General features: G+C 65.6%; 24 protein-coding genes, 1 other RNA gene and 1 pseudogene. 17 read left to right on the top strand and 9 right to left on the bottom strand.

All coding sequences use genetic code 11. The features are described from left to right. Nucleotides 1–101 precede the first annotated feature (101 nt). The gene (locus AC1ROK_RS19170) at nt 102–851 is read right to left on the bottom strand and encodes a YebC/PmpR family DNA-binding transcriptional regulator (RefSeq protein ID WP_492849822.1); all 750 of its coding nucleotides are present in this window, start codon (nt 849–851) and stop codon (nt 102–104) included. Nucleotides 852–1,108: 257 nt separating this feature from the next. Here AC1ROK_RS19170 and AC1ROK_RS19165 point away from each other — a divergent pair, with 257 nt between their 5' ends. After that, nucleotides 1,109–1,939 (top strand): hypothetical protein, encoded by an 831-nt coding sequence (locus AC1ROK_RS19165; RefSeq protein ID WP_492849820.1) that lies wholly within the window; start codon nt 1,109–1,111, stop codon nt 1,937–1,939. 3 nt (nt 1,940–1,942) lie between these two features. On the opposite strand, the gene AC1ROK_RS19160 is transcribed toward AC1ROK_RS19165, so the two are convergent. The 3 genes from AC1ROK_RS19160 to ssrS form a co-directional block, all read right to left on the bottom strand. Continuing rightward, nucleotides 1,943–2,758: a TIGR00282 family metallophosphoesterase gene (locus tag AC1ROK_RS19160; protein WP_492849818.1), complete on the bottom strand. Its 816-nt coding sequence runs from the start codon at nt 2,756–2,758 to the stop codon at nt 1,943–1,945. Then, nucleotides 2,755–3,351 carry a 5-formyltetrahydrofolate cyclo-ligase gene (locus tag AC1ROK_RS19155; protein WP_492849816.1) on the bottom strand — a complete coding sequence of 199 codons (597 nt, stop codon included), beginning with the start codon at nt 3,349–3,351 and terminating at the stop codon, nt 2,755–2,757. The genes AC1ROK_RS19160 and AC1ROK_RS19155 overlap by 4 nt, the downstream gene beginning before the upstream one ends. 77 nt (nt 3,352–3,428) lie before the next feature. Beyond that, nucleotides 3,429–3,585, bottom strand: a non-coding RNA gene (ssrS, locus tag AC1ROK_RS19150) — 6S RNA. 193 nt (nt 3,586–3,778) lie between these two features. On the opposite strand from ssrS, the gene AC1ROK_RS19145 reads away from it, so the two are divergent. Further along, nucleotides 3,779–5,476: a cation:proton antiporter gene (locus AC1ROK_RS19145; protein ID WP_492849814.1), complete on the top strand. Its 1,698-nt coding sequence runs from the start codon at nt 3,779–3,781 to the stop codon at nt 5,474–5,476. 181 nt (nt 5,477–5,657) lie between these two features. Further along, nucleotides 5,658–7,133: a diguanylate cyclase gene (locus AC1ROK_RS19140; protein WP_492849812.1), complete on the top strand. Its 1,476-nt coding sequence runs from the start codon at nt 5,658–5,660 to the stop codon at nt 7,131–7,133. A gap of 49 nt (nt 7,134–7,182) precedes the next feature. Here the strand turns inward: AC1ROK_RS19140 and AC1ROK_RS19135 are convergent. Further along, nucleotides 7,183–7,386: pseudogene (locus AC1ROK_RS19135) on the bottom strand (ribbon-helix-helix domain-containing protein); the annotation flags it as partial. On the opposite strand from AC1ROK_RS19135, the gene AC1ROK_RS19130 reads away from it, so the two are divergent. Then, nucleotides 7,372–8,301, top strand: a complete 930-nt coding sequence (locus AC1ROK_RS19130; protein WP_492849810.1) for a lytic transglycosylase domain-containing protein — start codon at nt 7,372–7,374, stop codon at nt 8,299–8,301. The pseudogene AC1ROK_RS19135 and the gene AC1ROK_RS19130 overlap by 15 nt on opposite strands. Here the strand turns inward: AC1ROK_RS19130 and AC1ROK_RS19125 are convergent, their stop codons facing one another. Both AC1ROK_RS19125 and AC1ROK_RS19120 read right to left on the bottom strand, forming a co-directional pair. Continuing rightward, nucleotides 8,302–8,679, bottom strand: coding sequence for a cell division protein ZapA (locus tag AC1ROK_RS19125; protein WP_492849808.1), 378 nt, complete (start codon nt 8,677–8,679; stop codon nt 8,302–8,304). 5 nt (nt 8,680–8,684) lie between these two features. Beyond that, nucleotides 8,685–8,984, bottom strand: coding sequence for a DUF4164 family protein (locus AC1ROK_RS19120; protein ID WP_492849806.1), 300 nt, complete (start codon nt 8,982–8,984; stop codon nt 8,685–8,687). A 192-nt stretch (nt 8,985–9,176) separates the two neighbouring features. Here AC1ROK_RS19120 and tkt point away from each other — a divergent pair, with 192 nt between their 5' ends. From tkt to AC1ROK_RS19060, 12 genes are all read left to right on the top strand, one after another. Beyond that, nucleotides 9,177–11,156 carry a transketolase gene (gene tkt, locus AC1ROK_RS19115; protein WP_492849804.1) on the top strand — a complete coding sequence of 660 codons (1,980 nt, stop codon included), beginning with the start codon at nt 9,177–9,179 and terminating at the stop codon, nt 11,154–11,156. A gap of 50 nt (nt 11,157–11,206) precedes the next feature. Beyond that, nucleotides 11,207–12,214, top strand: coding sequence for a type I glyceraldehyde-3-phosphate dehydrogenase (gene gap / locus AC1ROK_RS19110; protein WP_492849802.1), 1,008 nt, complete (start codon nt 11,207–11,209; stop codon nt 12,212–12,214). Nucleotide 12,215: 1 nt separating this feature from the next. Then, a complete protein-coding gene (locus AC1ROK_RS19105) occupies nt 12,216–12,767 on the top strand; it encodes a putative glycolipid-binding domain-containing protein (RefSeq protein ID WP_492849800.1) in 552 nt (183 codons plus the stop codon). 189 nt (nt 12,768–12,956) lie between these two features. After that, nucleotides 12,957–13,847 carry a hypothetical protein gene (locus AC1ROK_RS19100; protein WP_492849798.1) on the top strand — a complete coding sequence of 297 codons (891 nt, stop codon included), beginning with the start codon at nt 12,957–12,959 and terminating at the stop codon, nt 13,845–13,847. Nucleotides 13,848–13,998: 151 nt separating this feature from the next. After that, nucleotides 13,999–14,286 (top strand): hypothetical protein, encoded by a 288-nt coding sequence (locus tag AC1ROK_RS19095; RefSeq protein ID WP_492849796.1) that lies wholly within the window; start codon nt 13,999–14,001, stop codon nt 14,284–14,286. Between the two features lie 70 nt (nt 14,287–14,356). After that, nucleotides 14,357–15,556: a phosphoglycerate kinase gene (locus AC1ROK_RS19090; protein WP_492849794.1), complete on the top strand. Its 1,200-nt coding sequence runs from the start codon at nt 14,357–14,359 to the stop codon at nt 15,554–15,556. A gap of 108 nt (nt 15,557–15,664) precedes the next feature. Then, the gene (locus AC1ROK_RS19085) at nt 15,665–16,690 is read left to right on the top strand and encodes a class I fructose-bisphosphate aldolase (RefSeq protein ID WP_492849791.1); all 1,026 of its coding nucleotides are present in this window, start codon (nt 15,665–15,667) and stop codon (nt 16,688–16,690) included. Nucleotides 16,691–16,819: 129 nt separating this feature from the next. Further along, complete coding sequence (locus AC1ROK_RS19080) at nt 16,820–17,374, top strand: thiamine phosphate synthase (protein ID WP_492849789.1); 555 nt, start codon at nt 16,820–16,822, stop codon at nt 17,372–17,374. After that, nucleotides 17,371–18,486, top strand: a complete 1,116-nt coding sequence (locus AC1ROK_RS19075; RefSeq protein ID WP_492849787.1) for a tetratricopeptide repeat protein — start codon at nt 17,371–17,373, stop codon at nt 18,484–18,486. Before AC1ROK_RS19080 ends, AC1ROK_RS19075 begins: the two co-directional genes overlap by 4 nt. Nucleotides 18,487–18,631: 145 nt before the next feature. Beyond that, entirely contained in the window at nt 18,632–19,423 is a 792-nt protein-coding gene (locus AC1ROK_RS19070) for an inositol monophosphatase family protein (RefSeq protein WP_492849785.1), read from the top strand. A gap of 292 nt (nt 19,424–19,715) precedes the next feature. Next, nucleotides 19,716–20,711, top strand: coding sequence for a flagellar motor protein MotA (locus AC1ROK_RS19065; RefSeq protein WP_326871838.1), 996 nt, complete (start codon nt 19,716–19,718; stop codon nt 20,709–20,711). After that, entirely contained in the window at nt 20,711–21,736 is a 1,026-nt protein-coding gene (locus AC1ROK_RS19060) for a peptidoglycan -binding protein (protein WP_492849783.1), read from the top strand. The genes AC1ROK_RS19065 and AC1ROK_RS19060 overlap by 1 nt, the downstream gene beginning before the upstream one ends. On the opposite strand, the gene AC1ROK_RS19055 is transcribed toward AC1ROK_RS19060, so the two are convergent. After that, nucleotides 21,720–22,580, bottom strand: a complete 861-nt coding sequence (locus AC1ROK_RS19055; RefSeq protein ID WP_492849782.1) for an NAD(P)H-binding protein — start codon at nt 22,578–22,580, stop codon at nt 21,720–21,722. The genes AC1ROK_RS19060 and AC1ROK_RS19055 overlap by 17 nt on opposite strands. 58 nt (nt 22,581–22,638) lie before the next feature. On the opposite strand from AC1ROK_RS19055, the gene AC1ROK_RS19050 reads away from it, so the two are divergent. Continuing rightward, nucleotides 22,639–23,631 carry an AraC family transcriptional regulator gene (locus AC1ROK_RS19050; protein ID WP_492849781.1) on the top strand — a complete coding sequence of 331 codons (993 nt, stop codon included), beginning with the start codon at nt 22,639–22,641 and terminating at the stop codon, nt 23,629–23,631. Here AC1ROK_RS19050 and AC1ROK_RS19045 read toward each other — a convergent pair whose 3' ends face one another. Continuing rightward, the gene (locus AC1ROK_RS19045; protein ID WP_492849779.1) at nt 23,632–25,464 is read right to left on the bottom strand and encodes an ABC transporter transmembrane domain-containing protein; all 1,833 of its coding nucleotides are present in this window, start codon (nt 25,462–25,464) and stop codon (nt 23,632–23,634) included. It lies immediately after the preceding gene. Nucleotides 25,465–25,623: the final 159 nt, after the last annotated feature.

Raw genomic sequence — 25,623 nt, 5'->3', positions numbered from 1 at the left:
CTACGTTTTTTCGGCGTAACGAGCCCGAACTATTGCCCGGGCCCGAATTTGTCAAACCAAGCCGCCCTTAGGCGGCGTCGATCTCGAAGTCGAAGCCGCTCTTAGGCGGCGTCGATCTTCGCCATGTCTTCGTCGGAAATATCGAAGTTGCTGTAGACGTTCTGCACGTCGTCGTCCTCTTCGAGGATGCCGATCAGCTTGAGCAGCGTCGCACCCTTTTCCGCGTCGACCGGCACTTCGTTCTGCGGCTTGAAGATGAACTTGGCCGATTCCGCTTCGCCCAGCACCTTCTCGAGCGCCGCCGCCACTTCGTTCAGCTGTTCGAACGAGGTGTAGATCCAGTGGCCGTCTTCGTCGCTTTCGACGTCATCGGCGCCGGCCTCGATGGCCGCTTCCATCACCTTGTCTTCCGAACCGGCGGTGGCCGGGTAGAAGATCTCGCCGACGCGATCGAACATGAAGCCGACCGAGTTGGTTTCGCCGAGCGCGCCGCCGTTCTTGGAGAAGGTCGAGCGCACGTTCGAAGCGGTGCGGTTGCGGTTGTCGGTCAGCGCCTCGACGATAACGGCGACGCCGCCCGGGCCATAGCCCTCGTAGCGGATCTCTTCGTAGTTCTCGCCGTCATTGCCCGCTGCCTTCTTGATGGCGCGCTCGATATTGTCGCGCGGCATCGACTGGGCGCGAGCGTTCTGCACCGCGAGGCGCAGGCGCGCGTTGAACGCCGGATCGGGCATGCCGAGCTTGGCGGCGACGGTGATTTCACGGGCGAGTTTCGAAAACACCTTCGAGCGAGCCGCGTCGGACTTGCCCTTGCGGTGCATGATGTTCTTGGCGTGTGAATGGCCGGCCATGCGGTCACCCCTGTTTCTGGCATGTGTGGCAATGGTGGTGGGCGGTTATAGGGGCGGCGGGGCGGAAAATAAAGTGCGCGTGACGCGTAACGCTTCGGTCGGCTCGACGATGACCACAGGCACAACATTATCCGTGGTATTGGCGGGTTTTATAACATGAACCCGCGATAAATGCGGATATCAGCACACATTCAGCCCTGAGACCCTATCCCTGTCCATCAGCGCGGCATTGGGGCCGCCAGCAGGAAGAGCCTGAGATGGACGCATTTAAGAGATTTTCGCTGGCCTTGATGGCCGCGGTAGTGGTGGCCGGCGCGACGCCGGCCTTCAGTCAGACACGGGATACGCGGCCGACCGAACCGGATCGGCCGACGATCGAACAGAAGGAGAAGGACAGCTCCGAGGAGCGCGCCAACCCGGCGCAGCCTGGCCGGCTGCCCAAGGGCTCGCCTGGGATGCTGTGCAAGTTGACTTGGGATGACGATGAGATCGTCGGGGTGCTGGTGACGAACGATACCGGCAAGCTGATCCCGGCCGGCACCATAGTCACCGTCTATGTGCAGCCGGGTGGCATCCAGAAGCAATACAAGGTAACCGCCGACTGGTACCCCGGCCAAGCAATGGACATCGCTATCGATATCGGCGGCGTCGATGCCATTGCGGCCTGCTCCATCAAGCTCAAGCCAGAGCGGGACAGCAAGCAGTTGCCGCAGCCGGCGGAGGACACCCCCTGGTATCTCGCCGGCAAGGTGGAGTTCAAATGTGCGGTGAACTGGAACAATTCCGTGGAGCCGGCGCAGCTCTACATTGGGCTCCAGAACAGTGGAAACGTGACGATACCGAAGGGTACCAAGATCGTCTTCGTCCTGCCGTCAGGCGAATGGATGACCTATGAGCTCAAGAAGGACTGGCTCCCCGGCGAGGTGTTCAAGTTGCCGCTGCCCTATTCCAATGAGCGAGGCGACTTCTACGGCCACTTGCCGAGCGGCCAGAAGTGCACCTTCACCAAGGTTGAGACCGGAGAGACCGGGCCAGCTGTGGAGGAACAGGGATCGGTACCGCAGATCGACCCGTCCAAGGTGCCGTAACGGTCAGAACGCCGGCTCGACCTGGGCCAGCGAGCCACCGACCCTGAGCGGCGACAGCTTGGCGACGAGACCGGTCCTCGGATCGGTCTCGATCGCGATACCGCTCAGCGTCGCCTCGCCTTCGGCCGGGGTGAAGCGGCCGGTGGCGATGCCGGTGAGGAAGCGGTTGAGTGGCTCGTCGACCTCGACTCCGATCACCGAGTCGTAGTCGCCGCACATGCCGGCATCCGCCATCAGCGCCGTGCCGCCCTTGAGGATACGGTGGTCGGAGGTGGGAATGTGCGTGTGGGTGCCGACGACAAGGCTGACCTTGCCATCGAGGAAATGCCCCATCGCCTGGATTTCCGAGGTCGCCTCGGTATGGAAATCGAGGATGATCGCGTCGGCCTGCTCGCCCAGCGGACACGCGGCGACGGCCGTCTCCACCGCTCGGAACGGATCATCGACCGGGTCCATGAACACCCGGCCCTGCGCATTGATCACCAGCACGCGGTGCCCGGCGCGGCTCTCGTAGAGGTTGGCGCCGCGCCCCGGCGTGCCGGGCGCCAGGTTGATCGGCCTGAGCAGCGTCGGTTCGCGAGCGATGTAGGTGAGCGTGTCGCGCTGGTCGAAGGCATGGTCGCCCAGCGTCACCACATCGGCGCCCGCCGCCTTGATTTCGGTAAAATGCCCCTCGGTGAGGCCGCGCCCATGGCTGGCGTTCTCGCCGTTGATCACCACGAAATCGAACTTGTGCTTGTCGACCAGCCCGGCGAGGCGGTCGGAAACGGCATCGCGGCCGGCTTTGCCGACCACGTCGCCCAGGAACAATACTCTCACGTAACCGGCGCCTTTTTGTCGAAGTTGCGCACGCCATGCTCGGTGACGATGGCATCGAGCGGCACATCGTGCGCCTCGCGCGGGATCAGATCCACCTCCTGCAGCGCGAAGGCGAAGCCGATCAGGCGGGGGCGTTTGCTGAGCGTCGCCAAAGTGCGGTCATAGTAACCGCCGCCATAGCCGAGCCGGGTGCCATGCTTGTCGAAGCCAAGCAGCGGCATGATGATGACATCGGGTTGAGCGCGCGGCGCCTCCTCAGGCGGCGCCAGCGTGCCGAAGCCCGCTTCGTAGAGCGGAGCGCCATCTTCCCAGATCCGCAATTCGAGCGGTTGCTCGTCGCCCAGCACCACCGGCAGGCAGACCGGCTGGCCGGCATCCATCAGCCGGGCCACCACGGATTTCACATCCATCTCGTCACGGATCGGCCAGTAGCCGGCGACCACTTCGCCCTTGTTGAGCGGCACGCCTTCAAAGAAATGCTCGGCGGCCGCCTTGGCGGCGTCGCTGCGCAGCGACGGGTGGAAAGCAGCCCGCTTCTTGTGCGCCACAGCGCGCAGCGCCGCTTTCGCCTCTTCGATCTTTGCGTCGCTCATCGGGCTTTCTGGAAGCGGGATCCGGAAAAATTGCAGGCTCTTGCGGTTCGATCCCGCAACTCGGAATACCGAGGAATTCAGGTGCCGCCCTGGCCGTGGGATACAGATCCTGGGAACCTACTTACGTAGGTGGGCGCCGTATGTCCGAACCCACGGGTCCGGTCAGGTACAGCTCCCTTTAGGATCAGTACGGCCCCAGGGAAATAAGATCCAACACGCACCGGGCAGCACCGCCAATATAGGGTCCCTCTGCCACCAACGCCAAGCGCTTCTTTCCTTTTCCACGTCCCGCGCGGAGCGAGATCAGGAAAAGTTGCAGACTTTTCCGGTTCGATCTCGCGACCAAACGAAAATTTAGGGCGGGAGTGCGATTCAACGAAACGCGATCCTGCCCTATATCACTGGGACGTCGGGCACGGGGCAGCGCATGGTTTCACAGATCCTCCTGGTGATGATCGCAGCCATTGCGGTCACCATCTTTGCGGAACGGCGCAACATCCAGGCGCCGCTGCTGCTGGCGCTGGTCGGCCTCGCCGCTTCGTTCATCCCTGGCCTGCCGCGGCTGGAGCTTGAGCCCGAGATCATCCTCACCGTGGTGCTGCCGCCCCTGCTCTATTCGGCCGCAACCGAGTTCTCGTTCATCAGCTTCATCCGGCGGCTGCCCTCGATCATCAACCTGGGGGTGATCCTGGTGCTGGTGACCACCTCGGTGGTGGGCGCGGTATCGGCCTCGATCATTCCCGGCATGACGCTGGCCGTGGCGACGGTGCTTGCCGCCGTCGTCTCGCCACCGGACGCGGTGACCGCCGTCGCGGTCGGCCGCAAGCTCGGGCTCCCCAGCCGGATGATGACCGTGCTGAAGGGCGAGAGCCTGATCAACGACGCCGCGGCGCTGACCCTGTTCGCCTTCGCCACGGCGACGGTAACCGGCCGCCATCTGTTCATCGACAACGGCTTTTTCTACTTCATCTACGCCGTGGCCGTCGGCATCGTCATCGGCATGGTGATCGGCGCCATCGTCCACCGCACCCGGCTGCGCATGAGCAACGCCTCGCTGGTCACCGTGCTCTCCGTGCTGGTGCCGTTCGCCGCCTACCTCGTGGCCGAAGAAGTGGGGGCGTCAGGTGTTCTCTCGGTGGTCGCCGCCGGTTTTTCGCTGGGGCACAATTCCACCGAAGCTGGCTATGCCGCCCGCATCCAGGAGCGCCAGTTCTGGCGCACCGCCGATGCGCTGCTCGAGGCCTTCGTCTTCGCCTATATCGGCCTGCAGATGAGGTTCGTCATCGAGGAGGCGACGGCCACCGGCTTCAGCCTGATCGAACTGCTCGGACTGTCGCTGATCGTCCTCGTGGCAGTGATCCTCGTCCGCATCGGCTGGGTGTTCGGCACCGGTTTCGTCTCACGCTGGCAGACCCGCCGGGTGCGCGAGTCCATTGCCCGCATGGAGGCGGGCGAGAAACCGCCGCGACGGTTCGGCCGGCGTGACGGTCGCTTCGAGCGTCGCCGGGAGGTGCTGCGACAGGGCGGATACGATGTCCCCGAGCCGTTCAGCTGGCAGGAGAACCTGGTGATCTCGTGGACCGGCATGCGCGGCGTGGTCACCCTCGCCGCCGCCGCCGGTATTCCGCTGGTGACGCTCTCGGGCGACGCTTTCCCCGGCCGCGACCTCATCCAGTTCGTCGCCTTCGCGGTGACGATCGGCACGCTGCTGGTGCAGGGCCTGACTCTCCCCTGGCTGATCGGCGTGCTCGGCATCTCCGACCCGGCTGAAGACAAGTATCGCGCCAGCCAGCACGCCATCGCCCGCGACATCGCCGACGCCGCCGGCCGCGCCGCCATCACCACCTTCCGCGATGGCCAGACCGATCCGAAAGCCCGCGCCGCCGCCGAGCAGATGCTGAAGCGCGCCAGCGTCGAAGACGCCGCCGAGCGCCAGTCGCATACCGAGCACGACTCCATGGTGCTCGAGCTGGGCCGCGCCGTGCTGGAGGCCCGCCGCACCGCGCTGGTCGCCGCCCGCGACGAGCGCAAGCTCGACGACGAGGTGCTGCGCGAAATCATGGAAGAGATCGACCTGCAGCAGGCGGTACTGGCGAATTGGGAACCGGGGCGGTTCAGCGGCTGAGGCCGATGCGCACAACACCGATAACCGCGACAACTGCACGGTAACGCCTGCCGACTAGCTTGGGGCTGGAAGGAGACGACCGATCGCCACGCAACCGCCGAGCCCGGACTCCCAGCTGGCACAGGCGCGCCGTCTCGGCCGCGCCGGCGAGCCGGCTGCTGCGCTGGCCATCGCGCGGCAGGTGGCCGAGGTCTCCACCGACCCCGCCACCCGCCTCGCGGCGCTGCTGCGGGTCGGCTGGCACAGCCTGCAACTGGGCGAGGCGAACGACGGGCTGGCCGCTGCCGTACAGGCCCGCCGGCTGGCCGAAGACCTGGGTGATGAGGATCGCCGCGCGGCGGCGCGCTCGCTGGGCGCCTGGCTTCTGCTGGAGGTCGGGCTGACGGACGAGGCCTATCTCGAAGCCGATGCGGCGGTGGCGCTGGCGGAGTCGGACGGCAAGCCGCTGACGCTCGCCCATGCCCTCAACACCAAGGGAATGGCGCTGCTCTACTCCCAGCACCCCGATCTGGCCGAGCAGCATTTCCGCTGGGCCGTAAAGGTCGCCACCGAGATCGGAGACGAATCCTCGCTGTCGTTGTTCCTCAGCAATCTCGCCTACGCCCTGGCCGACCTCGGAGACCAGCGGGAACGGGAGGGCGACAGCAGTGGCGCGACTGCCCAGCGTGACCTCGCCGTGGACTTCGGGACCGCGGCGATCGATGCGGCGCGGCGCTGCGGCGATGGCTGGATGCTGCGGCTCGCGCTCACCAACACGGCCGAATATCTCGGCTTGCAGGGGCATCTTGCCATGGCGCGCGCCCTCCTGGCCCAGTGGCCGACCACTCCCGGCACACCCGGCGTGCGCGAGACTGCGCACCAGCTCTATACCGATGGCGAGTTGCGGATGCGCGAGGGCGACCTTGTGGGCGCCAGGCGGATGTGCGCCCAAGCCTATGAACTGGCCGAAACGACCGGGCATACCGACCATCAGATGAACAGCCTCAAGCGCCTCGCCGAGATCGCCGAACGGGACGGCGACATGACGGCGGCGCTGCGTTACTTCAAACGCTACCACGACACCTACCGCCGCAATGAAGGCGAGCAGGCGCGGCGGCGGGCGCAAGCGGCGGAGATCCATCTCGAAAGCCAGCACCACCGCGCCGAGGCCCAGCGGCTGGCTGTCGAGGTGCTGCGCGATCCGCTGACCGGCATCGCCAATCGCCGTGCCCTGGAGCAGCAATTGCAGGCGGTAGAGGGACAGCCTCACAGCATTGCCATTGTCGATATCGACCGCTTCAAGGCAATCAACGACAACCATTCGCATATGCTCGGCGACGACGTTCTCCGCCAGGTATCGCGCCTGCTGGATGCCGCGCCGGCGACGCTGGCGGCACGGCTGGGCGGCGAGGAATTCGCCCTGCTGTTCACCGGCAATGACAGGGATCACCACGCGGTCTGCGATGCGGTGCGTCGCGAGATCGAGGACTATGATTGGTCCCGGCTCGCGCCCGGTCTCGTCGTGACGGTGAGCATCGGCCTCGCCGCCACCGAAGCGGGCCAACAGGAGGCTGTGCTGGCGCGGGCCGATCGCCGCCTTTACGCTGCGAAATCGGCCGGCCGAAATCGCGTGGTCGCCGATGACGCGACGCCCGGAACCATAGCCGCCGCGAGCTAATGCCGCTGGCAATTCCTTTGTCTATTTCACGCTGCAGCCGAGCGATGGCAGCCGACTTCTCTCGCCGCTCTCTAATGAAATCGCGCACCAGATCGTTCGCATTGGCGTAGCGTCCCGTTGTAACCTCCTCCTCAACCCATTGCTTCAACTTGTCCGGCAGCGAGATGTTGATGGGGCCATGGCCAAGCTCCTTTGGCCGCGCTTGCCGATACCCGGCATCACGTCCTAGTTTCCCCCGATGCGCTGCAGACACCTGATCAGCCTCGGTGTGGCATTGGCGATCGCGGCCTTGAGCTGCGCCGTCCCGGCTGTCGAAAGCGATGCCGAACCTGCCAAACCCCGTTCCTGCTATGCTGCCGATCCCGCCGCGCCGGCCTGGACGGCGGTATGCATCCGGCAGGAGCAATTCTTTCGCGATACCTGTGGCGCGATCCAGCTGTTTGCCTGGCGCGAACAGTTACCGGTCGGGTATTTCGCTCGACTGATCTGGCAGGAGAGCCGGTTCGATCCGTTCGCGCTCAGCACCGCCGGAGCGCAGGGGATCGCGCAGTTCATCCCTTCGACGGCGCGTATCCGCGGGCTCCGCAACGCCTTCGACCCCAGCGAGGCGCTGGCGAAATCGGCCGAGTACCTGCGCTTTCTCACCGACAAGTTCGGCAACCTCGGTCTGGCCGCCGTCGCCTATAATGGCGGCGAGGGGCGAGCATCGGGCTATGTGAAGGGTGGCAGCTACCTGCCGGCCGAGACCCGCTTCTACGTCGAGATCGTCACCGGCCGCGATCCGGATGCCTGGCTGGCGGAGGTGCCGCCCGAAGTCGACTACGCCATCGGCAAGGACGAGCCATTCATCGACGCCTGTGTGAAGATGGCGGAGGTGGAGCGGGTGCCGAGCCTCGACCGGGTGCCGAGCGAATGGAAGCCCTGGGGCGTGCTCCTGGCACAGAACTTTTCGCAGGGCGTGGTTATCCGCCGCTTCGAACGAGTGCAGGCGAGCTACCCCAAGGTGCTGGGCAGCGAGAAGCTGATGCTGCTGATGGCTCGCAACCCCAATTTCGGGCCGCGGCTCAGGCACTACGCCATGATCGGCCGCGACAACCGCGGCGACGCCGATGCGCTCTGCGCGAAACTGCAGGCCGCCGGCGGCTCCTGCATCGTCAGGAAGAACTAGCTAAGCGCCCGCTGCGGCGCCGGTGTCGTCGATGGCGCTCGAGATCGCTTCGATCTTGCGCGCCGCTTCGTTGAGCCGCTTGGCGAACCGCCGCTCCAGTTCCTCGGCCTCGTGGGTCAGCGCCTCGCCCACCTGGGTGAGGTTGGCGACATCCTGCTTCAGCTCGATAATGCGGCGCTCGGCCTCGGCCAGTTCGTCGAGCACGGCGATGCCGGCCATCACCGTCAGCCGGTTGTCGCCGATCTCGCCGAACGTGCCCTTGAACTGGTCGATATGCTGGTTAAAGCGGTCGGCAAGACCGAGCAGGTGCTGCTCCTGGCCCTCTTCGCAGGCCATGCGGTATTTGCGGCCATTGATATCGACATTGACCTCGGGCATCTCAGCTATCCTTGTTTGGAGCCGTCTTGGGCCAGCACTTCGCGCACCGACTCCATGGCGACGACGAGGCGCCGCGCCACTTCCGCCGAGCTGTCGTCCAACCGCTTGGCCTTGGCGCTGACCTTATCGAGTTCCTGCGCCAGGCGCTGCCGCTCGCCCACCAGCTTCTGCGTGTCGGATTCGATCCGGCTATGCGCCCGCACCCGGCCATTGAGGCTGCGCACGCTCGCCTCGAGCCGTGCGAACGCCTTGTCCAGCCGGCTGGCGGCGGCTTCGTATCCATCCTCGGAGTGCTGCTCGGCCATCCCGACCCCCATCGCGAAAAAGGGCGATTCCGCTTGGCACTATAGCGCAAAGCTGGCGCGGCGTGGCAACGCCCCCCTCCGGGAGGCGACATTGACAGGTCAAAGGAACCTGCTAAGCGTCAACCCGCCTCGGCAGGAGGGTTCGAGGCGCCCGGATTTCCGGGCTTCTGTCCCTTAGCCGAGAGCACCCTGATGACCAACTCCGCCCAAGCCAATGAGATGGCCAACGCCATCCGTTCCCTCGCCATGGATGCGGTGGAGAAAGCCAATTCCGGTCATCCCGGCCTGCCGATGGGCGTGGCCGACATCGCCACGGTGCTGTTCACCAAGGTGATGAAGTTCGATCCGAAGAACCCCTGGTGGGCCGATCGCGATCGCTTCATCCTGTCGGCCGGCCACGGCTCCATGCTGCTCTACGCCTCGCTGTATCTCCTCGGCTACGAGGACATGACGATCGATCAGCTGAAGCAGTTCCGCCAGCTCGGCTCGAAAACCGCCGGCCATCCGGAATATCACTTCGCCCCGGGCATCGAGACCACCACGGGCCCCCTCGGCCAGGGCATCGCCAACTCGGTCGGCTTCGCCGTCGCCGAAGCCAAGCTCGCCGCCGAGTTCGGCTCCGACCTCGTCGACCACTATACCTGGGTGATCGCCGGTGACGGCTGCCTGATGGAAGGCGTGAGCCAGGAAGCGATCTCGCTCGCCGGGCACCTGAAGCTCAACAAGCTCGTGGTGATCTGGGACAACAACAACATCACCATCGACGGCCGCGTCTCGAACGCCGACTCGACCGATCAGATCGCCCGCTTCAAGGCCTGCGGCTGGAACACCATCGAGATCGACGGCCTCGACCAGGCCCAGGTCGAAAAGGCCCTGCTCGACGCCAAGAAGTCCAAGGACAAGCCGACCCTGATCGCCGCCAAGACCATCATCGGCTTCGGCGCCCCGACCAAGGCGGATTCGCACGGCGTGCACGGCTCGCCGCTCGGCGCGGCCGAGCTCGCCGGAGCCAAGCAGCAGCTCGGCATCGACTACCCGGCGTTCGAAATCCCGAGCCACACGCTCAATGCCTGGCGCGCCGCCGGCACCCGTTCCGAAAACGCCCGCGGCGATTGGGAAGGCCGTCTCGCTGCAGCCAAGCCCGAACTGCGCGCCGAGTTCGAGCGCCGCATCGCCGGTAAGCTGCCGGCGAACTGGAACGAGACCATCGAGACGTTCAAGGCCAAGCTCGTGGCCGACAAGCCGAAGGTCGCCACGCGCAAGTCGAGCCAGATGGCGCTCGAGGTGATCAACAAGGTGCTGCCCGAAACCATCGGCGGCTCGGCCGACCTCACCGGCTCGAACCTCACCAACACGCCCGAGACCCTGCCTTTCACCGCCACGGACCGCGCCGGCCGCTACATGCGCTACGGCATCCGTGAGCACGAGATGGCGGCGGCGATGAACGGCATCGCGCTGCATAAGGGCCTGATCCCCTATGGCGGCACCTTCCTGGTGTTCACCGACTATGCCCGCCCGGCCATCCGCCTCTCGGCCATCATGGAACAGAAAGTCATCTACGTGATGACCCATGACTCGATCGGGCTGGGTGAAGACGGCCCGACCCACCAGCCGGTCGAGCATCTGTCGACGCTGCGCGCCATCCCCGGCCTACTGGTCTTCCGGCCGGCCGATGCGGTCGAAACGCTCGAATGCTGGCAGCTCGCCATCGAGGCGGAAAAGCCCTCGATCCTGGCGCTCAGCCGCCAGAACCTGCCGGCGCTGCGCACCGAGACCGTCGCCGGCAACCCGTCGGCCAAGGGCGCCTATGTCATCGCCGGCGACAAGGACGCCGACGCGGTGATCTTCGCCACCGGCTCGGAAGTCACTATCGCCGTCCAGAGCCTGGAGCTGCTGAAGGCGCAAGGCATTTCGGCCAAGGTCGTGTCGGTGCCGAGCCAGGAGCTGTTCTATGCCCAGTCGCAGGAATACCGCGACAGCGTCATCGGCAAGCCCAAGGCCAAGGTGGCGATCGAAGCCGGCATCGAGATGAGCTGGCTGAAGCTGCTCGGCGACAAGGGCCGCTTCATCGGCATGCACTCGTTCGGCGCCAGCGCGCCGGCCGAGCAGCTCTATGAGCACTTTGGCATTACGGCGAAAGCCATAGTTGAAGCTGTCATGGCGCAGTTGTAAGAACCGCGCTCTTCTTCTCTCCTCCCTTAGAAGTCCCTGAAGGAGCCATCATGGCTGTACGCGTCGCAATCAATGGCTTTGGCCGCATCGGTCGCAACATCCTGCGCGCCATCGTCGAAAGCGGCCGCAACGACATCGAGGTCGTCGCCGTCAACGATCTCGGTCCGGTCGAAACCAACGCCCATCTGCTGCGCTATGACAGCGTGCACGGTCGTTTCCCCTATGAAGTGAAGGTCGAAGGCGATGTGATCACCGCCGGCAACCAGAAGTTCAAGGTGACCGCGGTCAAGGATCCGGCACAGCTGCCGCACAAGGAGCTGGGTGTCGAGATCGTGCTCGAGTGCACCGGCATCTTCACCAGCCGCGACAAGGCCGCTGCGCACCTCGCCGCCGGCGCCAAGAAGGTGATCGTCTCGGCCCCGGCCGAGAACGCCGACCTGACCGTCGTCTACGGCATCAACCACGCCCTGCTCGGCAAGGAGCACGTGGTGATCTCGAACGGCTCGTGCACCACCAACTGCCTCGCCCCGATGGCCAAGATCATGAACGACCTGGTCGGCATCGAGAAGGGCATGATGACCACGGTGCACAGCTACACCGGCGACCAGCCGACGCTCGACACCATGCACAAGGACCTCTACCGCGGCCGCGCCGCGGCGCTGAGCCAGATCCCGACCTCGACCGGCGCCGCCAAGGCGATCGGTCTGGTGCTGCCCGAGCTGAAGGGCAAGCTGGACGGTATCTCGGTCCGCGTGCCGACCCCCAACGTCTCGCTGGTCGATCTGAAGTTCCTCGCCAAGCGCAACACCACGCCGCAGGAAGTCAACGACGCGCTGATCGCCGCCGCCAACGGCCCGCTCAAGGGCATCATGACCTTCACCACCCACCCGCTGGTGTCGAGCGATCTCAACCACGATCCGCATTCGTGCACGATCCTGCTCGACCAGACCAAGGTGATTGGCGACAACTTCGTCAACATCATGGGTTGGTACGACAACGAGTGGGGCTTCTCGAACCGCATGGCCGACATGACGGCCGTGTTCGCCAAGACGCTCTAAATTGCCTCTCGAGCTCGACCTCCGCTGGCAGCCAGTCGGTGAGGTCGGGCTCGAACACTGCCGTGTCTGGGAGAATTCCGACGGCATCAATGTTCGCAGCGTACTGATCGGCGCATTCGAGGGCTTTGCCTGCGGCGCCCAGTACGACATCCAGCTTGCCGCCGACTGGACCTTCCGTTCTCTCACCCTCCGCCTGCAGGATGGCCGCGTGCTGCGCCTGCTCTCGAACGGGCTTGGCGACTGGAAGGTGAACGGCCAACGCGCCCCGGACCTTGAGGGTTGTGTCGATATCGACATCTCCGGTACGCCCTTCACCAACACCCTGCCGATCCGCCGGGCGAAGTTTGCCGATGGCGTGCCGCAGCAGTTCGTCATGGCATGGGTGCCGCTCGACAGCCTCGAGCCGTTCCGTGACGGCCAGATCTATACCCGGCTCGATCCCACCCACTACCGCTACCAGGCTGCCGATGGCAGCTTCGAGCGGGTCCTGACGGTGGACGAGGACGGTTTCGTGGTGGACTATCCGACGCTGTTCGGGCGGGTGATCGGATAATAATTGCTCAACCAGAACGATTGTAATTTCAACGATTTGGCCACGTTTGTGGCACCGCTGCACTTGTTGCCGATACGACGCCAACGCATAAGCGCTGCACGTCTGATTCATTGCCAAGGCTGATCCTGGGGATCGGCGCGGACGCCAGCCTCGTGCAGCATGCATCTGCGATCACGTCGGAGAACCATAATGAAGAACCAGGCCGTTGCGCTTGGCGCCGCGCTTCTGTTTACGGCCCCCCTTGCTACTCCAGCCCTGGCCGATCCCACGGGCTTCATCTCGATTGGCGCCGGGCCAGCGGGGACGGAGATCGACGCCGGGAGCAGCACCTTCAACCTCGATGGCTATGCCCTTGAAGCGCTGCTCAGTGGCGCGATCATGCTCACCCCGGTGCTCGGCGTTCAGGGCGACGTCCAGTTTACCTCGCGCACGCTCGAGGACTCGGGCGACGACATTACGACGAACAGCTTCGATGGGGCGCTGCACGGCTTTTACCGCGAGTCCGACAAGTTCCTCGTCGGTGGTTTCGTGCAGATCGGCCGCGACGACGTAAGCTACAACTCGGCGAGCGTAGGCACCATCGACCGCGCCTACGTCGGCGGCGAAGCCCAAGTGTACTTCGACAACCTGACACTGTACGGCCAAGCCGGCATGCAGCAGCTCGACTACGGCAACGGTTCTATGTCGATCGGCCTCAATGGCTGGTTCGCCAACGCCGAAGTCCGCTACTTCCTTACGCCCAACCTGCGGATCGAAGCTCGCGCCGGCTTCGACACGCTGGATTTTGAGATCGCGTCGGCGACGTTTGACACCGTAACCATCGGCGCCGGTGTCGAATACAAGCTCGACTCGCTCCCCATCTCGCTGTTCGCGAAATACGACTACTCGACCACCTCGGTCGACGCACCGATGAGCGATGACGCCACGATCGGCAGTCACCGCTTCCTGGTGGGCGCTCGTTTCGCACTCGGCGAGGACTCACTGCTCGATCGCGACCGCAGCGGTGCTTCGCTCCGTCCGGTGCAGGGCACGAACGGTTTCCTCGAGACATTCGGCGGTTTCGGCGGCGAGAACCCCTGATCAACGACGGGGCTGGTAAACTCAAGGGGCGCTCCTGCGGAGCGCCCCTTTGCATGCGACCGTCATCCACCGTTAATCTCTTCGTCGCCAAAGCGTTATGTCGGCGCGCTATTGTCCATGACCAGTTGATCCCTGATCCGGAGATCGGCCGGTGCGTGATATCGAACGGCTTCTCGTCGTCGCCAATGTCGTGGGGAGCCTCGCTCTGGGCGCCCGCCACGACGCCACCTGGTTCCTGATTCCGCTGGCGGCCTTCGGGCTCTATGTGGTGCTGGCCGATCGGGCGTTGCGCCGCCGCATCGGGCCGCGGCACTGGCCGAGCGAGGGCTTTGCCCGCTTCACCTTCAACACCAACCTCTACTTTGCGCTGCGCCATATCGGCATCGGCGCGCTGCTGTTCGCGCTGTCGGGCACCCTCGCGGGTCTCGTCGGCCTCTGACCTCCGCTGTTGCCCTTGCTGCAATCCTTGCTATAGCAGCGGCACCTCTCCCTAGCAGCGGATGCGTGCCATGCCGGCTTTCAAGACCCTCGACGATTTCGACCTTTCGGGAAAGCGCGTGCTGGTGCGTGCCGACCTCAACGTGCCGGTCGCCGACGGCAAGGTAACGGACGCCACCCGCATCGAGCGGCTGGTGCCGACTATCCGCGAAATCATCAAGGTCGACGGCAAGGCGATCATCCTCAGCCATTTCGGCCGCCCCAAGGGCAAGGTCGACCCGGAATTCTCACTCGAGCTGGTGGTGCCCGCCGTCGCCGACGAGACCGGCCACCCGGTGGGCTTTATCGCCACCGACTGGACCGATGTGACGAAGGCCAAGCAGGCGATCGACGAGGCGCCTCCGGGCTCGATCCTCGTGCTGGAGAACACCCGCTTCCATCCGGGCGAAGAGGAGAACGATCCGGCGCTGGCGGCCCGCATGGCGGAACTCGGCGACATCTTCGTCAACGATGCCTTCTCCGCTGCGCACCGCGCCCATGCCTCCACTGAAGCGATCGCCCACCTGCTGCCCTCGGCCGCCGGCCGCGCCATGGAGGCTGAGCTCAAGGCGCTCGAGCAGGGGCTGGGCGCGCCGGAGCGGCCGGTAATCGCCATTGTCGGTGGCGCCAAGGTCTCGACCAAGCTCGACCTGCTCGGCAACCTGATCAACAAGGTCGACGGGCTGGTGATCGGCGGCGCCATGGCCAACACCTTCCTGCATGCCGGGGGGCTGGGCGTCGGCAAGTCGCTGGCCGAGAAGGATCTGGCGGAAACCGCCAACGATATCCGCGACAAGGCGGACGCGGCGCATTGCGCCATTATCCTGCCCATCGACGCCACGGTCGCCTGGCACTTCGAGGCCAACGCGCCGCACCGCTTCTATGGCGTCGATTCGATGGATCCCGAAGGCATGATCCTCGATGTCGGCCCGGGCTCGATCGAGCGCATCAAGGGCGCCATCGATGAGGCCAAGACCGTCGTCTGGAACGGCCCGCTCGGCGCCTTCGAGCTGCAGCCCTTCGATCACGGCACGGTCGAGATCGCGCAATATGTCGCGGCGCGCACCAAGGCCGGCAAGGTGGTCTCGGTGGCGGGTGGCGGCGACACCGTCTCGGCCCTCGCCCATGCCGGGGTGAAGGACCAGTTCACCTATGTCTCCACTGCCGGCGGCGCCTTCCTCGAGTGGATGGAAGGCAAACCCCTTCCCGGCGTCGAGGCGCTGAAGCGCTGATCCCCTCTTTCGTCTGATGACGAACGTCTAATACCTGAACGTCCAATCGAACTGCGCGGGCGGGTCTGGCATTGTGTCTCCATTGCACAAACGGAGACCCTCCCTCCCATGGCCTCGCTCAATGCAATCGCCAAAAAGCTCGTCGCCAGCGGCAAGGGCATCCTTGCCGCTGACGAATCCGAAGGCACCATCGCCAAGCGCTTCGCGCTGATCGGCCTGCCGGTGACGCTGGAAACCCGCCGCGACTATCGCGAGATGCTGTTCCGCTCCACCGACGCGATGACCGACTACATCTCGGGCGTCATCCTCACCGAGGAGACGCTGGAGCAGAAGGCCAAGGACGGCACACCCTTCCGCGACCTGTTCACCGCCACCGATGTGATCCCCGGCATCAAGGTCGATCGCGGCGCGCTGCCGATGCCCGGCAGCAAGGACGAAAAGATCACCGAAGGGCTCGATGGGCTGCGCCAGCGGCTAGCCCATTACGCCAAGCTCGGCGCTGGCTTCGCCAAGTGGCGAGGCGTCATTGCCATCACCTCCTACGCCCCCTCCCGCAACGGCATCCGCGCCAACGCCCATGCGCTGGCCCGCTACGCCATGTATTGCCAGGAAGCCGGCATCGTGCCGGTGGTCGAGCCGGAAGTGCTGGCCGATGGCGAGCCGGGCGATCACTCGATCCAGCGCTGCGAGGATGTGACCGGCGAAACGCTCGAGGCGGTGTTCAAGGAATTGCGCCTCGCCGGCGTCGACCTCTCGGGCATGCTGCTGAAGCCCAACATGGTGACCCCGGGCCTTCGCTCGCGCGATCGCGTCAGCACCGAGGAAGTGGCCCAACGCACCGTCGAGACGCTCCGCCGTTTCGTGCCGGCCGCCGTGCCGGGCATCGCCTTCCTGTCGGGCGGCCAGTCCGATGAAGAAGCGACCGCGCATCTGTCGGCGATGAACCAGCTTGGCGGCCTGCCCTGGGCCCTCACCTTCTCATATGGCCGGGCGCTGCAGACGTCGGCGCTGGTCACCTGGAACGGCGAGGAACAGAACGTTCGGGCAGCGCAGCAGGCCTTCACCCACCGCGCCAGGATGAACGCGCTTGCGTCCCTCGGCCAGTACAAGCCCGAGCTCGATCTTGCGGCCTGACCTCCGGATTTGACTTCCCGACGACTAGGGGCGCCTCGGCGCCCCTTTTCTTTTCGGCTCGGTAACCCCTTGCCCCGCTCAGGCCAGAATCCGGCTCCACATCGGCGGTGGGGCCGCTATAACACCGCCATGTCAGCCGAAATCTTCCTCATTGCACCCACCGATACTCCGTCCGACCAGCTCGTTGCGGCGCTGACCGCCACGCTGGAGCGCGACGATGTCGCCGCCCTGCTGCTGCCGCGCGGCACCTTGGCCGAGAACGCCTACAAGGACCTCGCCAAGCGCATCGTGCCGCTGGCCCAGGCAAAGGGCGCGGCGGTGCTGGTCGAGGGTGAGCCCGGACTGGTGCGCCTGCTTGGCGCCGATGGCCTCCACGTGCCCGGCGGCATCACGGCGGTGCGGGAAGCGATCGCCGCGCTGAAGCCGAAAATGATCGTCGGGGCCGGCGACATCCACTCGCGCGACGACGCCATGCTGAAAGGCGAGGCGGGGGTCGACTACATCCTATTTGGGCCGCTTTCCGGTTCCATATCCGCCCCCGAGCGCGAAATGGCGCAGTGGTGGGCCGAGACCATGGAGATCCCCAGCGTGCTGTCAGACCCTGAAGCGGGCCCCGCCAACTACGATGCCGGCGACTGCGAATTCATCGGCCTGCCGCTGACGCTGCCGGAGCCGACGAAATGATGCGCCGCCTCGGCTTCGCGCTGCTGCTTGCCGGCCTGGCGCTGCCGGCGCTGGCGCAAACCGGCCGCACCGATTTCGAGGACCTGCGTCCCAAGGACATGCAGTTCCCCGACAATCTGGGCATGGAGGACCTGCCGATCGGGCCGGTGCCGGAGGAATTCCTGCGCCAGCCGGCTCCGGACGCCCTGACCATCAGCGATTCTGTCTTCGGCGAGAAGGTCGACCCGGCCTATGGCGCCTACCAACGCGGCTTCTTCCTCACCGCGCTCGGGCTGGCGCTGCCGCGCGCCGAAAAGGGTGATGCGCACGCACAGACGCTGATTGCCGAGATCTACGCCAAGGGCCTTGGCGTGCCGGAAGATTTTGCCGCCGCCGCCAGCTGGTACGGCATGGCCAGCGCACATGGCGATGCGCTCGCCACCTTCGAACTCGGCATGCTGTACCAACAGGGCACCGGCGTCGCCAAGGATCGCAAGCGCGCCGCCGAACTGTTCAAGACCGCCGCCGACGCCGGCAACATGGCAGCCAAATACAATCTGGGGCTGCTGCATGTCGAAGGCGTCTATGCCGAGCCGAGCCTCACCAAGGCCGCCGAGCTGATTGGCGAAGCCGCCAATTCCGGCATCACCGAAGCCCGCTACGACTATGCCGGCATGCTGGCCGAAGGCGCCGGCATAGCCCCCGATGCCAAGGCGGCGGCCGAGCAGTTCCGCCTCGCCGCCGAAGACGGACTGGCCGCGGCGCAGGTCGAATACGCCACCATCCTCTATCTCGGCAAAGGCGTGCCGGTAGATCGTGCCGCCGCCGCCAGTTGGTACGCGCGCGCTGCCGACGGCGGCAACCCGGTGGCACAGAACCGCTACGCCAAGCTGCTGGCCGCCGGCGAAGGCGTGACCGCCAATCTCGAGGACGCTGCGATGTACCGCGCCCTGGCGCGGCGGCAGGGGCTGAAGGACCCGCAGCTCGACAAGCTGCTGGCCACGATCAAGCCCGACCAGTTGACCCGCGCCGAGGAGCGCGCCCGCTTCTGGCCGTCGCTGCCGCCGACCAAGGTCGCGGCGAACACCGCCCAACCCTCTGCAACGGATGTGTCGGCGCCACCGGCGAACTGACCCAACGCTCGACGTTATCCCGGCGACAGCCGGGGTGGCACGGTGTGTTTTGCCGACGAGACGACAGCAACCTTGCACTTGCAAGCGTTCTCGGGCACATAGCGGCCCTTCCCACGTTTCCGGTTTCTCGCGCGGAGTTTTCCCCATGCGCTCGGCGCTTCTCAACGTCATGGTCCAGGCCGCTACCAAAGCCGGCCGCTCGCTTGCCAAGGATTTCGGCGAGGTCGAGAACCTGCAGGTCTCGGTGAAGGGCCCGGCCGATTTCGTCTCCAACGCCGACAAGCGCGCCGAAGAGATTGTCTTCAACGAGTTGCAGAAGGCCCGCCCGACCTACTCCTTCCTCGGCGAGGAGGGCACCGAGGTGAAGGGCACCGATGGCCAGCACCGCTGGATCGTCGACCCGCTCGACGGCACCACCAATTTCCTCCACGGCATCCCGATGTTCGCCTGCGCCATTGCGCTCGAACGCAACAACGAGATCGTCGCCTCGGTGATCTACAATCCGGCGATGGAAGAACTGTTCACCGCCGAAAAGGGCGGCGGCGCCTGGCTGAATGATCGCAAGCGCCTGCGCGTCGCCAACCGCAAGCACCTCGCCGACGCCGTCGTCGTCACCGGCATCAACTCGCGCGGCCGCGCGCTCGACGTGCTGCAATTGAAGCAGATGGCGCAGGTCGTTCCGGCTGTCTCCGGCATCCGCCGCACCGGCTCGGCCTCGACCGATCTCGCCTGGCTGGCCGCCGGCCGCTTCGACGGCTATTGGGAAGCCGGCCTCGCCCCCTGGGACGTGGCGCCCGGCGCGCTGATGGTCCGCGAAGCCGGCGGCGCCATCAGCGACTATGCCGGCACCACCGGCTCGGTCTGGAACGGCCAGGTGATCGCCGGCAACGAGACGATCCAGGGCCAGCTGCTGAAGATCGTCAAAGCCGTCAACTAGCCACCTCAAGAAGTCGGCTGGCAGACGGCCCCCTCCCATCCTCCCCCATGAAGGGGGAGGTGCCGCACCGAGTTTTTGGCTTGATCGTGCGCCGGCCGCTGCCTTTCTTCACCTCCCCCATCATGGGGGAAGCCGGGGAGGGGGCCATCTCTATCGCTCTGCATCCCGTCACCCTCCAGTCGCATTGTCGGGATTTCATGGGGTTAACCCGCATGGCGGGCCGCCGACCGTTGCGCGGATTCGCCGAAGCGCACTATTGTCAGGCCGATTTCATCGAGCATGGGGCCGCGACATGTCGCAGACTTACGACCCGTATCGCCTGGCGAGCCCCGCGGTCTATCTGGTCAAGATCGTCATTTTCCTGGTGCTGGTGGCGCTGGTTGCCGCCATCCTCGCCAACCAGCTGCTGATCTTCTTCTGGGCCAATCCCTTCATCAACTCGCTGATTCTGCTGACGCTTTTCATCGGCATCATCCTGAGCTTCCGCCAGGTGATCCGGCTATTCCCCGAGATCAACTGGGTGAACGCCCTGCAGGAAGGCCGCATGCCCGCCACCCAGCCGCGGCTGCTCGCTCCGGTGGCCAACCTGTTGCGCGACCGGCTCGGCGAAGCAGTGATCACGCCCTCGTCGATGCGCTCGATCCTCGATTCCGTCGGCAACCGCCTCGATGAGGCCAAGGATACCTCGCGCTACCTGACGGGCCTCCTGGTCTTTCTCGGCCTGCTCGGCACTTTTTACGGCCTGCTCGAAACCGTGACCCACGTCGCCTCGACCATCCAGGCGCTGGACGCCACGGCGGGCGATACCGCAACGCTGTTCTCGAACCTCAAGGAAGGCCTCGCCGCCCCGCTCGGCGGCATGGGCACGGCGTTCTCGGCCTCGCTGCTCGGCCTCTCCGGCTCGCTGATCCTCGGCTTCCTCGACCTGCAGGCCAGCCAGGCGCAGAACGCCTTCTACACCGACCTCGAGGACTGGATGACCTCGATGACCGAGCTCGACCACCCCGTCACCCAGATGCAGGCCACCGGCCTCGGCGTCTCCGGCGATGAGATGTCGGCGATGCTGGCGCAGTTCGGCTCGACCCTGCAGAACTCCGGCTCGTCGCAGAACGCCATTCGCGCCATGGCCGAACTGGCCCGCGGCATCGATGGGCTGGTCAAGCATATCAAGGCCGAGCAGGAGGACCTGCGCGGCCACATCATCCAGCAGGGCGAAACCAACAAGAAGCTGCGCGAACTGATGGAAGCCATGCTGCGCGAGGGTGAATCCGACCGGCGGCCGAACTGATGGCCAGTTCCACCCGCTCCCGCCGCTCGCAGGTCACCAACTACTGGCCGGGCTTCGTCGACGCCCTGTCGAGCCTGTTGCTGGTCATCATCTTCCTGCTCTCGCTGTTCATGCTGAGCCAGTTCTTCCTCGGCCAGGAGATCAGCGGCAAGGACACGGCGATGAGCCGGCTCAACGCCCAGATCGCCGAGCTGACCGAGCTGCTGCAGCTCGAAAAGGTCAACTCGAGCGACCTCGAATCCACTATCGCGACGCTTACTGCCACGCTGAGCAGCGCCACCGCCGAGCGCGACCAGATGGCGGCTCAGCTCGCCGGCCTGGGCAACGGCAGCGACGGCAAGGACGCAACCATTGCTCAGCTGGAATCCGATCTTTCGGCGCAGACCGATCTGTCGCGCGAGGCGGCGGCCCAGGTGGCGCTGCTCAACCAGCAGCTCGCTGCCCTCCGTACCCAGCTCGCCGCGCTCGAGCAGGCGCTGCAGGCGTCCGAAGCCACCGACACCGAGAACCGCACCCAGATCGCCGATCTCGGCCGCCGGCTGAACCTGGCGCTGGCGCAGCGCGTGCAGGATCTGAGCCGCTATCGCTCGGATTTCTTCGGCAAGCTGCGCCAGGTGCTGGAAGGCCGGGCCGACGTGCGCGTGGTGGGCGACCGCTTCGTGTTCCAGTCCGAGGTGCTGTTCGACGCCGGCGAGGCGGCGATCTCGCCCGAAGGCCAGACCGAGCTGGCCAAGCTCGGCAGCGCAATCAAGGAATTGCAGGCGCAGATCCCTGATGATGTGAACTGGGTGCTGCGCATCGACGGGCACACAGACAAGCGGCCGATCAACACCCCCGAATTCCCCTCGAACTGGGAGCTCTCGGCCGCCCGTGCCATTGCGGTGGCGAAGTACCTGATCACCCAGGGCGTCCCGGCCAACCGGCTGGTCCCTGCCGGCTTCGGCGAGTTCTCGCCGATCGATCCCGGCGACAGCGACGAGGCCTACCGTCGCAACCGCCGTATCGAGTTTAAGCTGACGGAATAGGCCGCGCCCAAGTCGGCGCCGCCTTCGCGGCATAATCAGTGAAGGTCCGCGCCGGCCGACCGGTAAGGCCCGGGACCGTATCGCTGATCGCCGAGCCCAACCCGTCTCGGATTGCCAGCTGGTTGCCGACGACGATCGCCGCGTAGTCCGGCGCCAACCCCGCCCCCACCAGAATCTGGGTGAACTCTTCACCCGTGATCTTGCGGTGCGCGATGCTCCGCCCGGCGGCCTGGCCAATGATCGCTGCCGCATCGGCAAAGCTCATCGCCTCGGGGCCCGTCACGTCATAGATCTCGCCCGTGTGCCCCTCGTCGAGCAGCGCAACCGCCGCCACGGCGGCGATATCCTCGGCATCGACGAAGCCGACGGCGCCGTCGCCGGTAGCTGTCGCGACCATGTCGGCCCCGAGGATGCCGGGGAGAAAGAAATCCTCCGAGAAGTTCTGGTTGAAGCCCGACGGCCTGAGGATGGTCCATTCGAGACCGGAAGCCATCACCTGCTGCTCGAGCTCATATCGTCCCGTCCCCGGCCCTTCGTTGGGAAACGTCACCCCCATCGAGGTCACGGCGACGACCCGCCCGACACCGGCCCGAGCGGCGGCGGCAAGAAACGGCCCGGTGTGCCCCGTCGGATCAACCACCAGCTCCGGCGGCGTCAGATAGACGGCGTCGATACCCGCCAGGGCGGCGTCATAGGTCTCGGGCTTGTCCCAATCGAAATAGGCCATACCGGCAATACCGCGGCGGCTCGCCGCCCGGACTTTCACCTCCTGCTCCCTGAGCAACGGGACGAGACGGCGGCCGGATTTGCCGGTGGCACCGAGAACCAGAACAGAGCGTGTCATTTGTGCTTTCCTTGACCTTGACTGCGCCATCACATACGGATCGCAGCCGAGCTCCTCGATGGGTAAAACACTCGATATCATGTTCAAACGTCTCGATTCACGGGCCGATGTGCTGAGCGAGGTGCTGGACGCGGTGCACCTGGGCAGCGTCCTCTCCTCACGCAACGAGTTGCGTGCGCCGTGGGCCCTGCATGCCGGACAAACCAGCCACCGGGCCGGTTTCCATGTTGTGGTCAGCGGCCATTGCTGGGCCCGCGTCGATGGCAGTGACACCCCGGTCGCCCTGGGGCCTGGCGATATCGTGCTGTTCCCGCACGGCTCCGGCCACACGCTGGGCGATACACCACACACTCCTGCCGTCGAGTTCGAGAGCCTCCTCGCCGGCCTCGCTCCGGGCGAGGCGGTCGAGTTCCCTGATGGCACCGACGGCGCGGCCACGGTGCTGCTCTGTGGCTCCTATTCCTTCTCGGCTGCAGGGACCAACCCCCTGCTGCGCGGCCTGCCCAGCCTCGTGCACCTCACCGGCAGCCAGACCCGCGGGACCGGCCTCGAAGCCGCCATCGCGCTGCTCGCCGCTGAAGCGGAAAGTCGGGGTTCGGGTACTGCAATGGTCGTCGACCGGCTGGTCGACCTGATCTTTGTCTACACGCTTCGCACCTGGCTCGAAGAGCAGCGCCGCTCGCAGTCGTCCAGCTGGTTCGGTGCGCTACAAAATCCGCAGGTAGCGCCCGCATTGCGCGCCATCCACGATGATCCGGCGCATCCCTGGACGGTCGCCGCGCTGGCCAGCAGGGCAAAGCTGTCGCGCGCCGTGTTCGCACGGCGCTTCGCCGAGGCAGTCGGCGAAGCACCGCTCAGCTACGTCACCCGCTGGCGGATGACGGTCGCGGCAGGCTTGCTCGAACAGGGACACCGCATCGCCGCCGTGGCCCCGCGGGTGGGCTATGAGAATGAGTTCGCCTTCGCCAAGGCCTTCAAGCGTATCCGCAACATCGCGCCCGGTCAGTTGCGCGCCGCCAATCGCAACACGCTGTCGCGCCAACCCGGCTGATTATTCCGCCACTTCGCGCTGCAGCTCGGCGCGGAATTGCAGCTTCGCCAGTTCGGCGTACTTGCCGCCCTTCCGCACCAGCTGGTCGTGCGTCCCCTGGTCGATCAGGCGGCCCTTTTCGAGCACCAGGATACGGTCGGCGTCGCGGATGGTGGCGAGGCGGTGGGCGATCACCAGCGTGGTGCGGCCGGTCATCAGGCGCTCCAGCGCCAGTTGCACCAGCCGCTCACTCTCGGCGTCGAGGGCCGAGGTGGCTTCGTCCAGCAACAGGATCGGCGCATCCTTGAGCAGGGCCCGTGCGATCGCCAGCCGCTGCTTCTGGCCGCCCGACAGCATCACGCCGCGCTCGCCCACGATCGAATCGTAGCCATTGCTGAGCTCGCTGACATAGTCGTGCACCAGCGCCGCCCTGGCGGCGGCCTCGATCTCGGCGAACGTCGCTTCGGGCCGGCCGAAGCGGATGTTGTCGGCGATGGTGCCGGCAAAGATCGTCGGCTCCTGCTCGACATAGGCGAAGCGGCGGCGGAGCTGCTCGGGCTCGACATCACGTACATCGATGCCGTCGACCAGGATGCGTCCTGCGGTGACATCATAGAAGCGCTGCACCAGCGCGAACAACGTCGACTTGCCGGCGCCCGATGCGCCAACCAGCGCCACCGTCTCGCCATGCGCGATGGCAAAGCTCAATTCGGAGATCACCGCTTCGCTGTCGCGGGTCTCATAGGCAAAGCCGACATTCTCGAATGCGACGGTGCCGAGCGGCGGCACCGGCAGGGCCTGCGGGTTGGCCGGCGGCTGGATTGCCGGCTCGGTGTCGAGAATCTCGACCAGTCGTTCGGTGGCGCCCGAGACGGTGTGCAGCAGGCCCATGATCTCGGAGAGATTGGTCAGCGCGTTGCTGGCCATCAGCGCGTAAATCATGAACTGCGCCAGCTCGCCAACGGTGACGACGCCGGTGAACACCGCGTTGGCGCCCCACCAGACCAGTACCACCAACGCCGCGGTGGAAAGGAACAGCAGCCCGCCGAGCAGTGCGGCGCGCGCCCCTACCCGGCTGACTTCGGCCTCGAACGATTCCTCGGCACGCGAGCCATAGAGCCGCGACTGCTCGGGTTCCTGCACGAAGCTCTTGATGGTCTTGCTGGCGCCCAGCGCTTCGGTGGCCATCGCCGACATATCGGCCAGCGCATCCTGGGTGCGGCGCGACATCCGGCGCAGCCGGCGCGCGTAGAGCATCACCGGAATGAGAATCGCCGGCCCGACGATGACGATGGTGAGCGCCAAATACGGGCTGGTAAGGAACATCAGCGTCACCGCGCCGATCAGCGTCACCGCGCCGCGCAGCATGATCGAGAGGCTGGTGCCGATGGCACCGCGGATCGTTGCCACATCGCCGTTGAGCCGCGAGGTGAGTTCACCCACCCGGTGCAGGTCGAAGAACGCCGAGTCGAGGGTCAAAAGGTGATCGAACACCTTGCGGCGCAGGTCCGTGAGCACGCGCTCACCGAGCACCGAGATGAAGTAGAAGCGGCCGGCGCTGGCCAGCGCCATCACCAGCGCCACTCCGATGGCGATCATGCCGTACTGGCCGACCATCGACAGGTTCTGCTCGACGAAGCCCTTGTCGATGATCTTGCCGGCCAGCGACGGAATCACCAGCGACGACAGGGTCGAAACCAGCAGGAAACCGATGGTGAAGGTCAGGCGCCAGGGATAACGCAGCACGAACGGCATCAGCCGGCGGATCGGCTTGATGTCCCGCTGCCCGGCCTTGAGGGCCTCGCCCTTGCTGCCGAGCTTGCCGGTCGGGGCCGCCCCGGTGGTGCTGCGCATAGTACTTTTCAAAGTGCCCTCGATATAGGCAGGTGGCGCCCGCGCCGCAACCGAATTGCCAGCCCCGCGACAAAGCGCGGCTTTCGCTTGCAGAGGGCCGGGATTTTCTCTATGAACCCGGCCAATCCGTATTAATCGTTTCGTCCGGGCGCCGTGGCG

This window comes from Devosia sp. GW821-FHT12F11 (assembly GCF_058806655.1).
The sequence above is the reverse complement of the archived record's forward strand: the minus strand, read 5'-3'. Positions and strand labels throughout refer to the sequence as shown.

Bases quoted from the DNA above. Each gene is read 5' to 3' on its own strand.
- AC1ROK_RS19045 (WP_492849779.1), bottom strand. From the start codon at position 25,464: ATGCGCAGCACCACCGGGGCGGCCCCGACCGGCAAGCTCGGCAGCAAG.
- AC1ROK_RS19125 (WP_492849808.1), bottom strand. From the start codon at position 8,679: ATGCCCGAGGTCAATGTCGATATCAATGGCCGCAAATACCGCATGGCC.
- gap (WP_492849802.1), top strand. From the start codon at position 11,207: ATGGCTGTACGCGTCGCAATCAATGGCTTTGGCCGCATCGGTCGCAAC.
- AC1ROK_RS19165 (WP_492849820.1), top strand. From the start codon at position 1,109: ATGGACGCATTTAAGAGATTTTCGCTGGCCTTGATGGCCGCGGTAGTG.
- AC1ROK_RS19155 (WP_492849816.1), bottom strand. From the start codon at position 3,351: ATGAGCGACGCAAAGATCGAAGAGGCGAAAGCGGCGCTGCGCGCTGTG.
- AC1ROK_RS19065 (WP_326871838.1), top strand. From the start codon at position 19,716: ATGTCGCAGACTTACGACCCGTATCGCCTGGCGAGCCCCGCGGTCTAT.
- AC1ROK_RS19145 (WP_492849814.1), top strand. From the start codon at position 3,779: ATGGTTTCACAGATCCTCCTGGTGATGATCGCAGCCATTGCGGTCACC.
- AC1ROK_RS19130 (WP_492849810.1), top strand. From the start codon at position 7,372: ATGCGCTGCAGACACCTGATCAGCCTCGGTGTGGCATTGGCGATCGCG.
- AC1ROK_RS19055 (WP_492849782.1), bottom strand. From the start codon at position 22,580: ATGACACGCTCTGTTCTGGTTCTCGGTGCCACCGGCAAATCCGGCCGC.
- AC1ROK_RS19120 (WP_492849806.1), bottom strand. From the start codon at position 8,984: ATGGCCGAGCAGCACTCCGAGGATGGATACGAAGCCGCCGCCAGCCGG.
- AC1ROK_RS19050 (WP_492849781.1), top strand. From the start codon at position 22,639: ATGGGTAAAACACTCGATATCATGTTCAAACGTCTCGATTCACGGGCC.
- AC1ROK_RS19170 (WP_492849822.1), bottom strand. From the start codon at position 851: ATGGCCGGCCATTCACACGCCAAGAACATCATGCACCGCAAGGGCAAG.
- AC1ROK_RS19075 (WP_492849787.1), top strand. From the start codon at position 17,371: ATGATGCGCCGCCTCGGCTTCGCGCTGCTGCTTGCCGGCCTGGCGCTG.
- AC1ROK_RS19060 (WP_492849783.1), top strand. From the start codon at position 20,711: ATGGCCAGTTCCACCCGCTCCCGCCGCTCGCAGGTCACCAACTACTGG.
- AC1ROK_RS19090 (WP_492849794.1), top strand. From the start codon at position 14,357: ATGCCGGCTTTCAAGACCCTCGACGATTTCGACCTTTCGGGAAAGCGC.
- AC1ROK_RS19080 (WP_492849789.1), top strand. From the start codon at position 16,820: ATGTCAGCCGAAATCTTCCTCATTGCACCCACCGATACTCCGTCCGAC.
- AC1ROK_RS19100 (WP_492849798.1), top strand. From the start codon at position 12,957: ATGAAGAACCAGGCCGTTGCGCTTGGCGCCGCGCTTCTGTTTACGGCC.
- AC1ROK_RS19085 (WP_492849791.1), top strand. From the start codon at position 15,665: ATGGCCTCGCTCAATGCAATCGCCAAAAAGCTCGTCGCCAGCGGCAAG.
- tkt (WP_492849804.1), top strand. From the start codon at position 9,177: ATGACCAACTCCGCCCAAGCCAATGAGATGGCCAACGCCATCCGTTCC.
- AC1ROK_RS19070 (WP_492849785.1), top strand. From the start codon at position 18,632: ATGCGCTCGGCGCTTCTCAACGTCATGGTCCAGGCCGCTACCAAAGCC.